The following is a 14,079-nucleotide window of genomic DNA, read 5'->3' on the forward strand; positions in this document are numbered from 1 at the left end:
TGGTGGCGCCTTTGCTCTGTGGTGCAGAGGCCCGAGAGGCGCTGACCTGCCCCCACTGAGTCATACCATCTGAAGCTGTAAAGTCCGTCAAGCCAAGAGGACGGACATGAAGAAGAGCAGATTCAGCACCGAGCAGATCATCGGGTTCATCAAGCAGGCCGACGCGGGCATGGCCGTGGCGGAGTTGTGCCGCCAACATGGCTTCAGCCCAGCCAGTTTTTATCAGTGGCGGGCCAAGTACGGGGGCATGGAGGCCGACGAGGCCAAGCGGCTGAAAGAACTGGAGGTCGAGAACAATCGGCTGAAGAAGTTGCTGGCCGAAGCGCACCTAGACATCGAAGCGCTGAAGATCGGCTTCGGGGTAAAACGCTAGCCCCGCAACGCAAGCGCGAGGCAATCCGACGAATGCTCGAACACACCGCGTTGAGCGAGCGCCGGGCTTGCCGCCTTGCGGGGCTGTCCCGCGATGCTTTCCGCCACGAACCCGTGCCGACGCCAGCCACGCAGGCGCTGTCCGCGCGGCTGGTCGAGCTGGCCCAGGCCCACCGCCGCTTCGGCTATCGCCGACTGCATGATTTGTTGCGCCCGGAGTTTCCGTCCGTGAACCACAAGAAGATTTATCGCCTGTATGAGGAAGCCGAGCTGAAGGTGCGCAAGCGGCGCAAGGCCAAGCGTCCGCTAGGCGAGCGCCAGAAACTGCTGGCGGCCTCCATGCCGAACGACACCTGGAGCATGGACTTCGTGTTCGATACGTTGGCCAACGCACGCCGCATCAAGTGCCTGACCGTGGTCGACGACTTCACTCGCGAGAGTGTGGACATTGCCGTGGATCACGGCATCAGCGGCGCTTACGTGGTGCGGCTGCTCGATCAGGCGGCGTGCTTCCGTGGCTATCCACGCGCGGTCCGTACCGACAATGGCCCGGAGTTCACCAGTCGCGCCTTCATTGCCTGGACACAGCGACATGGCATCGAGCACATCCTGATCGAGCCGGGTGCCCCCACGCAGAACGCCTACATCGAAAGCTTCAACGGCAAGTTCCGCGACGAGTGCCTCAACGAGCACTGGTTCACCTCGTTGGCACAAGCGCGGGACGTGATCGCAGACTGGCGACGCCACTACAACGAGATCAGGCCGCATAGCAGTTGTGGTCGCATCCCGCCGGCACAGTTCGCCGCCAACTACCGTACACAACAAACCAACGACGCAGTAACCTTCAACCCAGGGCTTTATCAGTAATCACTGGTACGGACGGTGGGGGCAGGTCAGCGCCTGAGCCTTCGCTCTATGATGCGCTGGCGGACTACAACCAGAGTCTGCCCGATCAGTCCGGTGCGCAGCGAGCGGAGGCGGTCGTGGACAGGTACGAACGCATCGCCGGCGCCATCGATCCCTGCGGCAAGGCTGGCGCCCCTATCCACGACGACGATCTGTTCAGGGCGACAGTGCTTGCCGAGGGGTATTCGTTGGACCCCAGGCATGTGCGCAAGATCGGTTGTCTGTACCGGCGGCTGCAAGCGCAAGGGCGGATTACCCGCTGGCATGTCATCTCCTATGCCGAAGCCTTGGCTTCGATTAGCCGCTTCGACGAGGCGAACCGGATACTGGCGTCATTGCCCACTCGGCCGGTCGCGCCTTTGCCCGCGCTTTCGTTTGCGCAGAAGGCCGATTCCCGGCGTGTGATCGACATCGACTCGCCGACGCATGCCGTGGTGCGCTCTCTCGCATCGCGCGAGCGTCGCCTGGCCGTGTTCGCCGTTGTCCATCCGGATTGCCATTTCTCGGTGAACGGGCTCGCTGAGATCGTCGCCAACGAGGACGACCGTTGGTTGCGGGAGGTGCTCGTGTTGCTTGTCGCGCCTGGCCCGACTCCACCCGTCGATGGGATCCTGACGTGGAATCGAGGCCAGCCGACCTTGCCGATGCATCTGATGTATCGGCGCAGCGACTGGAAGTTTCTGAAAAGTATCGATACGCCGACGTTCTATCTGATGCGTGGCGACACCATTCTCGATACGTTCACGGGGTGGCCCAATCCCAACGGTCTTGCCAGGATGAAGGCCGCGCTGCAGCAGGAAAGGCACGCGCAGCGCAGCCGGACTGCGGCCGTGCCAGAGCGCCACGGTCGGGGTTACGCGGCGCTTGCAGGCCATTTGCCCTGAATGCTCACGCCACCGCCTGGCACGGCAACTCCACACACACCCGCAGCCCACCCTCGGGGCGGTTGGTCAGGGTGATCTCGCCGCCGTGGGCGAGCACGATGCTGTGCGCGACCGACAGGCCCAGGCCGATGCCGCCGGTGTCGCGGTTGCGCGAGTTCTCGCCGCGGAAGAACGGCAGGAACAGTTGCTCGTGCTGGGTCGGGTCGATGCCGGGGCCGTCGTCGTCGATCCACAGCACGCAGTCGGTGCCGTCGTGCTGCAGTTGCAGGCGCGCGCGCTTGCCGTACTTCAGTGCGTTCTCGAGCAGGTTCATCACCATCCGCCGCAGCGACAACGGATCGCCATCGAGGGTGATGGCCTGGCCGGCGACGAAGCTCGCTTCGGCGCCGGTGTCGCTGGCGTCGTCGACCACGCTCTCCACCAACAGGCGGAAATCCAGCGGTGCGCGGGTGCTGCGGCGGCTGTCGTTGTGGATGAAGTCCAGCGCTGCGGAGATCATCGCCTTCATTTCGTCGATGTCGGCGATGGTCTTGTCGCGCAGCGGCGGCTGCAGGCCTTCCAGGCGGAACGCCAGGCGCGCCAGCGGGGTGCGCAGGTCGTGGGCGATCGCCGCGACCGTGTGCGTGCGCTCGTTGATCAGGCGGTTCAGGCGCGCCTGCATGGCGTTGAACGAGTCGGCGGCCTGCACGATTTCGCTGGGACCGCTGCGCTGCAGCGGCTGCGCATCGGGATTGCGGCCGAGCCGGTCGGCGGCTTCGGCGAAGCGGCGGATCGGCGCGGCCAGCGCGCGAGAGAACCACCACGCCAGCGGCAACATCGCCAGCAGGCCGGCCACGAACAGCAGCGCGACCTGGGTCTTGAACGCGGCGGAGAAACGCCGCGGCGGCGACACCACGCTGCGCCAGCGGCCGTCGGGTTGCTGCAATGCGGCGGTGAAGCCGCCGAGCAATGGCGATGCAGGGGCCAGGCCGCGCTCGCGCCAGCGCGAACCGGCTGCGCGCGGCGCGGTACCGAGACTGCCGCGGGTGGCGTTGCTTGTTGGCGGCGGAGCCGGCGGCAGCGCGTCTGCATCCGGGTCTGTGCCTGCGTCGAACGGTGCCTGCGGCGGTGCGTCGGCATTGGCGAACGATGGCGCTGCATCGTGCAGGAAGCGCGCGTCGCCGGGCGGGCCGGACCGCGGTCGCAGGCGGATCCGTTCTTCCTGGGTGAAGTTCGGGTTGGGGAGCTTGTCGTCGCTGCTGCGATAGAAACGCACCTGTTCCGGCGCCACGTCCAGCCAGTTGGTCAGCATGAATTCGGCGAAGCGGTCGCGGACCTGCCCCGGCGCCGGCAGCGGCGCCTGCCTGGAGTCGTGCACCTTCAAGGTCTGCGTGCCGGCAGGCATCTTGGTGGTCAGCAGCGCGATCACTTCCGGCGGATGCACCGGCATTTCGTAGACCGGCGTGCGTAGCACCAGCAAGGCGATGCCGATCAGCTGCGCGGTCAGCAGGGCGGCCAGCAGCAGCAGGAAGGTGCGGGCGAAGATCGAGACGCCGCGGCGGCCCCGCTGCTTGGGCGCGCTCACAGCCGGGCGACGCTCGGCAGCAGCATGTAGCCCTCGTTGCGCACGGTGCGGATCAGTTCGGTCTGCACGCGTTCGTTGATCTTGCGGCGCAGGCGGCTGATCTGGCTGTCGATCGCGCGGTCGTAGACCTCGGTGTCGCGGCCGCGCGCGTAGTCGAGCAACTGATCGCGGCTGAGCACCCGCTGCGGATGTTCGACGAAGGTGCGCAGCAGGGCGAACTCGCCGTCGGAGAGGTTGATGAAGATGCCGGTGGGGTCGCGCAGGTCGCGGCGGATCACGTCCAGGCGCCAGCCGGCGAATTCGTAGACGTTGCCGCGCGCCTCCGGCGGCAGCGTCGCCGCCTGGCTACGACGCAGCAGTGCACGCACGCGCGCCAGCAGCTCGCGCGGATTGCACGGCTTGGCGAGGTAGTCGTCGGCGCCCACTTCCAGGCCGATGATGCGGTCGGTGTCGCTGCCCAGCGCGCTGAGCATGATCACCGCCGGCGCGCCGCGCTCGCTGGCCAGCTGCCGCGCGGCGCTGAGGCCGTCTTCGCCGGGCATCATCACGTCCAGGATCACCAGGTCGGGTTGGCGTATCGCCATCAGCCGGCGCATGTCGGCGACGTTTTCCGCCGCCTCCACCTGGTAGCCGTGCTCTTGCAGGAACTCGCTGATGAGCCGGCGCAGATCGGGGTCGTCGTCGACCACCAGAATGAACGATTGCATATCCATGATCTTGAAGGGCGGCCGCTCGGAATACGGCCAGTCTAGACGCGGCCGCTACCGTCTGAAACTGGTGCGGGCAGAGGCCATCGCTGCTGGGTGCAAGGCGGGCGTGTGATCGCCGGATCATGATAGGCAGTGACGGCGGCGGGCTCATGGCGGCTGTGTGTCGTATTCAGACACCCGCGGACACAAAGCGCTGACGCTCCATCGCCGCGACGCCGGGCGAACCGCCCGGATGGCGCCGTGCCGGCCGCGCGTTGCCGCTCCGCTCCACGCCGAACGGTTCCAGCCGCCCGTGCCATTTCCGATCCGGAATGGCGCGGGCGTTTTCTTTTGCGCGCTGAGGAATATACTGTACCCCAGTATAGTTCTCAGGTCGCCACATGCCGCACACGCCCCACGAGAAGAAACGCGTCCTGGGCCGCATCCGCCGCGTGCGCGGACAGGCCGATGCGCTGGAGCGCGCGCTGGAAGGCGGCGCCGATTGCGCGGCGGTGCTGCAGCAGATCGCCGCGATCCGCGGTGCGGTCAACGGCCTGATGTCGGAGGTGATGCAGGCGCATATCCGCGAAGAATTCGGCCACGCCGCCGCCTCGGAGACGCAGCGCGCCGCGCGCGTGCGCGAGATGAGCATGCTGGTGCGCTCCTACCTCAAGTGACCCGAACCCCACGACCCAACCCGTTCTTCCAGGAGAAACCTCATGAAATCCCGTGCCGCCGTCGCTTTCGAAGCCGGCCAGCCGCTGCAGATCGTGGAGATCGACGTCGAACCGCCGCGCCAGGGCGAGGTGCTGGTCCGCATCACCCACACCGGCGTCTGCCATACCGATGCGTTCACGCTATCGGGCGACGATCCGGAAGGCATCTTCCCCGCCGTGCTAGGCCATGAAGGTGGCGGCATCGTCGAGGCGATCGGCGAGGGCGTCACCAGCGTCAAGGTCGGCGACCACGTGATCCCGCTGTACACCGCCGAATGCCGCAAGTGCAAGTTCTGCCTGTCGGGCAAGACCAACCTGTGCCAGGCCGTGCGCGCCACTCAGGGCAAGGGTCTGATGCCCGACGGCACTACCCGTTTCTCCTACAACGGCCAGCCGATCTTCCACTACATGGGCTGCAGCACCTTCAGCGAATACACCGTGGTGCCGGAGATCTCGCTGGCGGTGGTGAACCCGGAAGCGCCGCTGGAGAAGGTGTGCCTGCTCGGCTGCGGCGTCACTACCGGCATCGGCGCGGTGCACAACACCGCCAAGGTCAAGCCGGGCGATTCGGTGGCCGTGTTCGGGTTGGGCGGCATCGGCCTAGCGGTGATCCAGGGCGCAGTGCAGGCCAAGGCCGGGCGCATCCTGGCCATCGACACCAATCCTGGCAAGTTCGATCTGGCGCGCAGCATGGGCGCCAGCGATTGCATCAACCCGAAGGACTACAGCAAGCCGATCCAGGAAGTCATCGTCGAGCTGACCGATGGCGGCGTGGATTTCAGCTTCGAGTGCATCGGCAACGTGCACGTGATGCGCTCGGCGCTGGAGTGCTGCCACAAGGGCTGGGGCGAGAGCGTCATCATCGGCGTGGCCGGCGCCGGCCAGGAGATCAGCACGCGTCCGTTCCAGCTGGTCACCGGCCGCGTGTGGCGCGGCAGCGCGTTCGGCGGCGTCAAGGGCCGCACCCAATTGCCGGGCATAGTGGAGCAGGCGATGCATGGCGAGATCGATCTGGATCCGTTCATCACCCACACCATGCCGCTGGAAGAGATCAATGAAGCCTTCCACCTGATGCACGAAGGCAAGTCGATCCGCACCGTGATCCATTTCTGACCTGACGGTCAGTCCGGCGCGCGGCCTATTCCGCGCATGCAGGTACGCAACGAACCCGGGAGGGGCATGATGAGTACTGTAACCATTCATCCGTCGGTGGAGGGCGGGGTTCATGCGGGTGCGGAGAATTTCCAGGGCGGCACCCTGGAATGCCACTGCGCCAGCGACAAGGTGACCGTGGAGGTTGCAGCGCAGACCGCCCACAACCACGCCTGCGGTTGCACCAAGTGCTGGGAGCCGAAAGGCGCGACGTTCTCGGTGGTGGCGGTGGTGGGCCGTGACAAGGTCAATGTCGCCGCGCACGCGGAGAAACTGAAGGTGGTCGACGAGCGCGCGACCATCCAGCGCCATGCTTGCACCGGCTGCGGCGTGCATATGTACGGGCGCATCGAGAACACCGAGCATCCGTTCCATGGGCTGGACTTCATCCATACCGAACTGTCGCCGCAGCAGGGCTGGTCGGCGCCTGGCTTTGCGGCGTTCGTGTCCTCGATCATCGAAAGCGGCACCCGTCCGGAAGCGATGGATGGTGTGCGCAGCCGGCTGCGCGAACTGAAGCTGGAGCCGTACGACTGCCTGTCGCCGCCGTTGATGGACGCGATCGCCACCCACGTCGCGCGCAAGAGCGGCGTGCTGCACTGAACCTGCCGCTCGCCGCGTGCCGCCGCGGCGGCACGCGGCGGCGTCTTCGGATGCGGCCGGTACCCGTCCGTCCGCATCCCCTATCCGGGATCCCATTCCATGGAACGCATTGAACACCATGCCTGCTGCGGCGGCTGGCAGGACGTCTATCGCCACGACTCGGCCGTGCTCGGCTGCACGATGAACGTGGCCGTGTACCTGCCGCCGCAGGCCGAGCACGCCGCGCTGCCGGTGCTGTACTGGCTCAGCGGACTCACCTGCACCGAGCAGAACTTCATCAGCAAGGCCGGCGCGCAGCGCTATGCCGCCGAGCACGGGGTGATCCTGGTCGCACCGGATACCAGCCCGCGTGGCGACGACGTCGCCGATGCCGACGGCTACGACCTGGGCAAAGGCGCCGGTTTCTACGTCAATGCGACCCGCGAGCCGTGGGCCAAGCATTACCGCATGTACGACTACGTGGTGCAGGAACTGCCCGCGTTGATCGAAGCGCAGTTCCCGCACAACGGACGGCGCGCGATCAGCGGCCACTCGATGGGCGGCCACGGTGCGCTGGTGATCGCGCTGAAGAATCCTGGCCGCTATCGCAGCGTGTCGGCGTTCTCGCCGATCGTGGCGCCGTCGCAGGTGCCGTGGGGCGAGAAGGCGTTTTCGGCGTATCTCGGCGACGACCGCGCCAGTTGGAAGGCCTACGACGCCACCGCGCTGATCGCCGCGGCGAGCGAGCGCCTGCCGTTGTTGATCGACCAGGGCGGTGGCGACGAGTTCCTCGACAAGCAGCTGCAACCGCAGTTGCTGCAGGCCGCGGCCGATGCCGCCGGCTACCCGCTGACGCTGCGCCTGCAGCCCGGCTACGACCACAGCTACTACTTCATCGGCAGCTTCATCGGCGAGCACATCGCCCACCACGCGCGCGCGCTGCAGGAGTGAGTGCCGGCCGCGGCGGCGCGCCGGTCATGCCGGGCGCCGGCGGTTGCATGCGCCGGTGTCGCGTGCTCCGCGTTGGAGGCGATGGGCAGGTGCATGCCAGGGCTTCATTGGGGGAGCGACTTCAGTCGCGACGGGCGCTATCGGTAAGGCCCGTCGCGACTGAAGTCGCTCCTACAAGATGACGTTGCCTGTAAGTAGACAGAGAGAACCGCTCTGGTGCCGTGTTGCGGCAGCGTTTTATGGCGGCCGCGCCCAGCGCTTGCCGCCACTTGGCCATCGCGATTGCTGCTGCACGATGACGCTGCAGTGGCAGTTGCATGGCGATTCTGATCGCCCGCTGGTGCTACGCGTAAACAAGTCCACGGCGCATCGTCCAATGCGCGATTATGCGATTACGGTCGCGTCGGCCGAGACGGCGTGCCGCTAGATTCCTCGGCCTTCGCCATCGTGTCTTCCCGGACTGGAGTCGCGTCATGCTCGCTTGCCGCAAACCCGTATCGTCGTTGTCGCGGCAGCGTTGGCGCAGCCCACTCAGCGCGCGGGTCATGCTCGCCTGTACCGTGTTCGGCGCTTGCGCGGCGCTGGCGATCGGTGCGGCGACGCCGTAAACAGGGCAGGGATTGGCGGCGTACAGCAGCGGGTTTCTCTCGGCGCGCGACAGGTGTGGGTGCGGTGTCTGTGGCGACTGATGGGCCGGAGACCGCCTGGCGCCGTCCCCTGGCAGGGCGTATTGCCTGCAACTGAATGGCCCCCGGCGTTGACGCTTCGTCGCTGGTCTACCGCAGAGGCGCGCAATGGCGTCCATTCGGTGGTGGCCGCATCGACCGCGTCGAGTGAACCGTGTTCGGCGCTCGGCGGGATCTTCGGCGGCAGACCGCGCGTGCAGCAGGCAGCCATGGCCGCATCCTATCGTGACGCCCGACGCCCGACGCCCGACGCCCGACGCCTCAGCGCGGCAGTGCGGCAGCCGTGCGGCCAGCTTGCCCAGCCGGCGCATGGCGTTTTCCAGCGTTTCGCTCCACGGCTGTCCGCAGCTCAGGCGCAGGTGGTCGGCGTAGTCGCCGCGGCTGGAATACAGGTGTCCGGGCGAGGTGCCGATGCCTGCGGCCAGCGCCGCTTCGAACAAGGCCTGGCCGCTGCCGCCGTTAGCCAGCTGCAGCCATAGCGAGAATCCGCCGGCCGGATCGCCGATCCGGGTGCCGGCTGGCCAGTGCCGCACGATCGTCTCGCGCAGGCGCTGGCCGTTGTCGGCGAGGGTGCAGCGCAGCTTGCGCAGGTGCCGTTCGCGCAGGCGCTGGCCGTTGTCGGCGAGGGTGCAGCGCAGCTTGCGCAGGTGCCGTTCCAGGTCGTGCCGTTCCAGGTAGTCGGCTAGCGCCAGCTGCGGCAGGCTGGCGCCGCCGACGGTGGAAAAATACTTGGCGCGGACCAGTGCGTCGCTCCATTCGCTGCCGAGCAGCCAGCCCACGCGCAGGCCCGGCGCCAGCACCTTGGAGAACGAGCCGCAGGTGATCACGTTGTCGTGGGTGTCGAGGTGGCGCAGCGGGCGCGGCCGTTGCCCGGACCAATCCAGCTCGCCGTAGATGTCGTCCTCGATCACCACGGTGCCGTGGCGCGCGCAGCGGTCGAGCAGGGCGCGCTTGGCGCTGTCGGGGGTGAGGCTGCCGAGCGGATTGTTGAAGTTGGGCACCAGCACCGCCGCGCGCGCCGGGGTGCGTTGCAGCAGCGCGTCCAGGCGCGTGGCGTCGATGCCGTGGCCGGCGCGGGTGGGCACTTCCAGCACTTTCAGCCGCAGCGCCGCGACCGCCTGCAGGATGCCGTGGTAGGTCGGCGTTTCCACCAGCACCACGTCGCCTGGCGCGGTGAGCGTGCGCAACGCCAGGCTGATCGCCTCCATCGCGCCGGCGGTCACCACCACTTCGTCCGCCGCCACCGTGGTCGCGCAGTGGGCGTAGCGCTGCGCGATCTGCCGGCGCAGCGCGGCGTGGCCTTGCGGCGGTGTGTAGTCGAGTGCGACGGCGCGATGGCGGCGTAGCTGCCGCGACAGCGCGGCCGCCAGTTGCGCGGCCGGCAGCAGCGCCGGCGCCGGGGTGGCGGTGTGCAGCGGCACCAGGTCCGAGCGCGCAAGCGTGTCGAGCACGCCCTGCAGCGCCGGGTTGTCGACCACGGCCGGCGTGCGCCGCCGCGCCGGCGTGGTGGCGGCCGGCAGTGGCGCCGCGGCCGCGCGCACGAAATAGCCCGAACGCGGCCGTGCCTGCACCCGTCCTTCGCGTTCCAGTTGCAGGCAAGCCTGCACCGCGGTGGCGGTGCTGATGCCGTGGTTCGCTGCCAGTTGCCGGATCGACGGCAGTCGCTCGCCGGCACGCAGCGTGCCGCGCTCGATCTGCTGGCGCAGCTGGGTGGCCAGCGCTTCGTACAGGAGCATGCGGGTGCCTTATCTGTATCGGTCCATTTGCAGCGTATCTGCATCTGTACCGGTCGGCCACTGCGCTGCAGACTGTTGCTGTGCCGGCCGTTGCGCCGGCGTTGCCGCAAGCGCTGCGAGGACGGCCATGCCGCTTTCCGTATTCATCGTCGATGCCTTCACCTCGGTCCCGTTCAAGGGCAATCCGGCCGCCGTGGTGCCATTGCAGGCCTGGCTGCCGGATGCGCTGATGCAGGCCATCGCCGGCGAGAACAATCTGTCGGAGACCGCATTCTTCGTGCGCGACGCCGACGGCGTATTCGATATCCGCTGGTTCTCGCCGCTGAAGGAAATCGGCTTCTGCGGCCATGCGACGCTGGCCAGCGCACATGTGATCGCCAGCCAGCGACTGGCGCCGTTCCCGCTGCGCTTGCGCGCGGCGGCGGTCGGCGAACTGGGGGTGGAGAGGTTGGACGACGGCAGCTTCGAGATGCACTTTCCGAATCAGGCGCCGGCCTTGTTGGCGTCGGTACCGCAGGCCTTGCTTGATGCCTTGTCGATCGCGCCGCGGGCGGTGTATGCCAACCAGCAAGCGTACATTGCGGTGTACACGGACGAGCGCCAGGTGCGCGCGCTGGTGCCGGATCTGGCGCGGATGCTGGCATTGGCGCCGCGCGACGTTGCGGTGACCGCGCCCGGCAGCAGCCATGATTTCGTGTCGCGCTATTTCTGGCCGGCCAACGGCGGCGCCGAGGATCCGGTGACCGGCTCCATCCACGCCGCGCTGGCGCCGTTGTGGGCGCAGGCGCTGGGCAAGATGCAGCTGACCGCGCTGCAGGCGTCGGCGCGTGGCGGCGAGCTTGGGTGCCGTGTCGAGACGCAACACGTCCATGTGCGCGGCAGCGCGGTGCAGTACCTGCATGGGACGATCGCGTTGTGAGCGAGGTGGCCGCCGTTGCCGCCGGCGCCACGCGGCGTGCGCTGTGGCCGTTGCTGCTGGCGGAAGTGCTGATCGGCTCGGTCGGCGTGTTCGTGCACGAGAGCGGGCAGGACCCGGTGACCGCGGTGTTCTACCGCTGCCTGTTCGGCGCGTTGTTCCTCACCGTATGCCGCCTGCTCGGCGGCCAGCTGCGCGGGCTGTGGCGCGAGCGCACGCTGCTGCGCGATGCCGTGGTCAGCGGGGTGCTGCTGGTGTTGAGCTGGGTGGCGCTGTTCGCCGGCATGGCGCGCTCGTCGATCGGCGTGGCGACGATGGTCTACCACGTGTTCCCGTTCGTGATGCTGATCCTGGCGGCGTTGTTGCAGGGCGAGCGCACCCTCCGCAGCGATCTGGGCTGGACGCTGCTGGCCTTCGTCGGTGTGGCCTGTTCGGCGGACCCAGTGCGGCTGTGGCACACGGCCGACCGCGGCTAGCTGCTCGGCATCGCGCTGACCCTGCTGGCGGCGCTGCTGTGCGGCGCGTCGCTGCTGATGTCGCGGCGCATCGGCCGCGAGCGGCCGATGGCGGTGGTGACGGTGCAGTGCTGGGTGGGCACGCTGTTGCTGGCGGGATTTTCCAGTGGCAGCGCACTGCATCCTGGCATGCATTGGCTATGGCTGGCCGGGCTGGGGGTGATCCACAGCGGCATCGTCTACGTGTTGTTCTATTCGTCGTACCGGCATCTGCACATGGCGACGATCGCGATCCTGGCGTTCGTGTACCCGCTGGTCACGCTGTTGCTGGACTACCTGCTGTACGGCCACCGGCTGGTGCCGGTGCAATGGCTGGGCCTGGCGCTGATCGTGCTCGGCACGCTGGCGGTGGACCTGAAATGGCGCTGGTCGCGGCGCGCTGCAGGCGCGGTGGCGCGCTAGATGCCCGCCCAGGCATTGCTGTAGGCGAAGCGCTGTGGGAGCGGCAGTCGTCGGTATAGCCCGTCGCGACTGAAGTCGCCCACAGCTGTCATCGCTTGCATCATGGATGTTCTAGCCGATCCATGCCGTCGCGGGTACGCGGCGGCGATGCGCTCAGCGCACGTTGCGCAGTACCCAGCCGCTGCCGGCGAGCAGGCGCATGCGCTGCTTGAGGATGTCGCCGGGAATGCTGGTGGTGGCGACCAGGTCGATGCGCAGGTCGTCCTGCTTGCCGCTGACCGTGGCGGTCGGATCGACCACGCCCAGCGACGGATCCACCTCGTCCGGCTCCGGCTGCAGTGCGCGCCAGCGCTCGAACCAGGCGGGGCTGCTCAACGCCCGCTGCAACTGCTCGGCAAAGGCGTCGGCACCGTTGGCGCTGAAGCTGAGCGTGGGTTCGCTGCCGCGTGCGCGGGCGGGATCGGGCAAGCTGATCGAATAGGTCACGGCCATGGCGGTCTCTGTGTGGAGCGGTGCGGCGCAGCCTAGCAGGCGGCGTCGTGAGTGGGCTGTCTACGCCGCACACGTTGTAGGAGCGGCGTCAGCCGCGACCGGTGCTGTCGGCAGCTTGTCGCGGCTGAAGCCGCTTGTGTCTGGAGGTTGCTCTACAGTTTGAGTGGAGAGCGATGTGCGGCACGCCGACAGGCCGTAGTGTTCTAGCACGTGTAGGAGCCAGGGCGGCCGCACATCGACCTCGTTGCCTAGCCCGAACAGTTGAACGAGCGGTCGCTCGAATTTCACAAGCGTGGGCAGCGACGAGGTGGCTCTCTCTGTTGTGGTCAAGTTTTGTTGGACACGTGGATAGGGGGTTTCAGGTAGTGGCTTTCTCGTAGTCGGCTGGAGATCGATAGCCGAGGGTGGAGTGCAGGCGGTGGGTGTTGTAGAAGCCGACGATGTAGTGGGTGATATCGGCGATGGCCTCGTTGGGGTTGGTGTAGCGACGCTGCCAGACGCGCTCCATTTTCAGGCTCGGGAAGAACCGCTCCATTACCGCGTTGTCCCAGCAGTTGCCCTTGCGGCCCATGCTGGCCACCAGCTTGTGCTTGGTCAGCAGGTCGCGGTGGGCTTGGCTGGCGTACTGGCTGCCGCGGTCGCTATGCACGATCAGCCCCGGCTTGGGCTGGCGCAGGGCAATGGCCATCTGCAAGGCGGTACAGACCAGTTCGGCCGGCATGGTCGGTGCCATTGCCCAGCCCACCACCTTGCGCAAGTAGAGGTCCAGCACCGCGGCCAGGTACAGCCAGCCGCGCTCGGTGCGGATGTAGGTGATATCGGCCACCCAGGCCTGGTCGAGGGCGTCCGGGTTGAAGCGCCGATCCAGATGGTTGTCCGCCACCGGCATCTCGTGTCGGCTGTCGGTGGTATGGACGAACTTGCGCCTCCAGCGCGCCTTCAGTCCCTGCTGCTTCATCAGGCGGCGGACTCGATGGCGACTGGCGGGCAGACCCTGGGTCTTCAGGCTCGCGCTCAGCCGGCGGCTGCCATAGTTGCCGCCGCTGGCCTGGAACGCCGTCTGCAATGGCGCAGCGAGCGTGCACGCCCTCGGTGCTGAGCGCCGCCGACGGGCCGCATACAGCCCCGAGCGGCTCACGCCCAGCAGCTGGCACCGCCGGGCGGTTGCGGCCTTCTCCTGCCACTGATCGATCATCTGCTGGATCATTTCAGTTCCCGGGCGAAGAAGGCCGATGCTTTTTTTAACAAGCTGTTGTCCTCGCGCAGTCGCTGGTTCTCCCGTTCCAACTCACGGATGCGTTGCTGCTCGGGGTCAGGGGCCGACCTTGCCCAGGCTGGCCGGCATGCTCGGCCTCGTATTGGGCCAGCCAGCGACGCACGGCGCTATCGACCAAGTCCAGGTCGCGGCACACCTGACCCACGCTCAGGCCTTGGTCGCGGATCATTTGCACCACCTGCAGCTTGAAGGCGGTATCGAAATTTCTACGGATACGGGGCGTCATGTCGTTCAAAGTCC

Annotated in this window: 8 protein-coding genes and 6 pseudogenes; 8 read left to right on the plus strand and 6 right to left on the minus strand. The window is 67.3% G+C overall.

All coding sequences use genetic code 11. The annotated features are described in order from the left end of the window. Positions 1–106 precede the first annotated feature (106 nt). Together ISN38_RS14015 and ISN38_RS14020 are read left to right on the plus strand one after the other, a co-directional pair. Positions 107–1,239 (plus strand): IS3 family transposase gene (locus ISN38_RS14015; protein ID WP_108084527.1). Its coding sequence is split into 2 segments (ribosomal slippage): positions 107–362 and positions 362–1,239, totalling 1,134 coding nucleotides; the frame shifts between segments, so codons are not numbered across the junction. 29 nt (positions 1,240–1,268) lie between these two features. After that, positions 1,269–2,162: pseudogene (locus ISN38_RS14020) on the plus strand (hypothetical protein); the annotation flags it as partial. Between the two features lie 4 nt (positions 2,163–2,166). On the opposite strand, the pseudogene ISN38_RS20870 reads toward ISN38_RS14020, so the two are convergent. The 3 genes and pseudogenes from ISN38_RS20870 to ISN38_RS14030 form a co-directional block, all read right to left on the minus strand. Beyond that, a pseudogene (locus ISN38_RS20870) lies at positions 2,167–3,123 on the minus strand (ATP-binding protein); the annotation flags it as partial. 272 nt (positions 3,124–3,395) lie between these two features. Further along, a pseudogene (locus tag ISN38_RS20875) lies at positions 3,396–3,726 on the minus strand (two-component sensor histidine kinase); the annotation flags it as partial. Continuing rightward, on the minus strand, positions 3,723–4,439 hold the full coding sequence (locus tag ISN38_RS14030) for a response regulator (RefSeq protein WP_038237819.1): 717 nt from the start codon (positions 4,437–4,439) through the stop codon (positions 3,723–3,725). The gene ISN38_RS14030 and the pseudogene ISN38_RS20875, both read right to left, overlap by 4 nt. A gap of 377 nt (positions 4,440–4,816) precedes the next feature. Between ISN38_RS14030 and ISN38_RS14035 the strand changes: the two genes are divergently transcribed. From ISN38_RS14035 to fghA, 4 genes are all read left to right on the plus strand, one after another. After that, the gene (locus tag ISN38_RS14035) at positions 4,817–5,092 is read left to right on the plus strand and encodes a metal/formaldehyde-sensitive transcriptional repressor (protein WP_004426052.1); all 276 of its coding nucleotides are present in this window, start codon (positions 4,817–4,819) and stop codon (positions 5,090–5,092) included. A 42-nt stretch (positions 5,093–5,134) separates the two neighbouring features. Further along, the gene (locus ISN38_RS14040; RefSeq protein WP_206711858.1) at positions 5,135–6,244 is read left to right on the plus strand and encodes an S-(hydroxymethyl)glutathione dehydrogenase/class III alcohol dehydrogenase; all 1,110 of its coding nucleotides are present in this window, start codon (positions 5,135–5,137) and stop codon (positions 6,242–6,244) included. A gap of 69 nt (positions 6,245–6,313) precedes the next feature. After that, a complete protein-coding gene (gene gfa / locus ISN38_RS14045; RefSeq protein ID WP_047325669.1) occupies positions 6,314–6,886 on the plus strand; it encodes an S-(hydroxymethyl)glutathione synthase in 573 nt (190 codons plus the stop codon). Positions 6,887–6,985: 99 nt separating this feature from the next. Beyond that, positions 6,986–7,816, plus strand: coding sequence for an S-formylglutathione hydrolase (gene fghA / locus ISN38_RS14050; RefSeq protein ID WP_058364510.1), 831 nt, complete (start codon positions 6,986–6,988; stop codon positions 7,814–7,816). 967 nt (positions 7,817–8,783) lie between these two features. Here fghA and ISN38_RS14055 read toward each other — a convergent pair. Further along, positions 8,784–10,238: pseudogene (locus tag ISN38_RS14055) on the minus strand (aminotransferase-like domain-containing protein); the annotation flags it as partial. A 127-nt stretch (positions 10,239–10,365) separates the two neighbouring features. Between ISN38_RS14055 and ISN38_RS14060 the strand changes: the two are divergent. Both ISN38_RS14060 and ISN38_RS14065 read left to right on the plus strand, forming a co-directional pair. Further along, positions 10,366–11,157, plus strand: a complete 792-nt coding sequence (locus ISN38_RS14060; RefSeq protein ID WP_004426068.1) for a PhzF family phenazine biosynthesis protein — start codon at positions 10,366–10,368, stop codon at positions 11,155–11,157. Next, a pseudogene (locus ISN38_RS14065) lies at positions 11,154–12,071 on the plus strand (DMT family transporter). Before ISN38_RS14060 ends, ISN38_RS14065 begins: the two are co-directional and overlap by 4 nt. Before the next feature lie 153 nt (positions 12,072–12,224). On the opposite strand, the gene ISN38_RS14070 reads toward ISN38_RS14065, so the two are convergent. Together ISN38_RS14070 and ISN38_RS14075 are read right to left on the minus strand one after the other, a co-directional pair. Continuing rightward, the gene (locus tag ISN38_RS14070) at positions 12,225–12,563 is read right to left on the minus strand and encodes a hypothetical protein (RefSeq protein ID WP_206711859.1); all 339 of its coding nucleotides are present in this window, start codon (positions 12,561–12,563) and stop codon (positions 12,225–12,227) included. Positions 12,564–12,921: 358 nt separating this feature from the next. Beyond that, a pseudogene (locus ISN38_RS14075) lies at positions 12,922–14,065 on the minus strand (IS3 family transposase). Between the last annotated feature and the right edge of the window lie 14 nt (positions 14,066–14,079).

It is taken from the genome of Xanthomonas translucens pv. undulosa, assembly GCF_017301775.1.
Taxonomy (GTDB): Bacteria; Pseudomonadota; Gammaproteobacteria; order Xanthomonadales; family Xanthomonadaceae; genus Xanthomonas_A; species Xanthomonas_A translucens.

What these genes read in the sequence shown, in the direction of transcription:
- fghA (WP_058364510.1), top strand. Translation starts at nt 6,986, where the DNA reads ATGGAACGCATTGAACACCATGCCTGCTGCGGCGGCTGGCAGGACGTC.
- ISN38_RS14060 (WP_004426068.1), top strand. Translation starts at nt 10,366, where the DNA reads ATGCCGCTTTCCGTATTCATCGTCGATGCCTTCACCTCGGTCCCGTTC.
- ISN38_RS14070 (WP_206711859.1), bottom strand. Translation starts at nt 12,563, where the DNA reads ATGGCCGTGACCTATTCGATCAGCTTGCCCGATCCCGCCCGCGCACGC.
- ISN38_RS14035 (WP_004426052.1), top strand. Translation starts at nt 4,817, where the DNA reads ATGCCGCACACGCCCCACGAGAAGAAACGCGTCCTGGGCCGCATCCGC.
- gfa (WP_047325669.1), top strand. Translation starts at nt 6,314, where the DNA reads ATGAGTACTGTAACCATTCATCCGTCGGTGGAGGGCGGGGTTCATGCG.
- ISN38_RS14040 (WP_206711858.1), top strand. Translation starts at nt 5,135, where the DNA reads ATGAAATCCCGTGCCGCCGTCGCTTTCGAAGCCGGCCAGCCGCTGCAG.
- ISN38_RS14030 (WP_038237819.1), bottom strand. Translation starts at nt 4,439, where the DNA reads ATGGATATGCAATCGTTCATTCTGGTGGTCGACGACGACCCCGATCTG.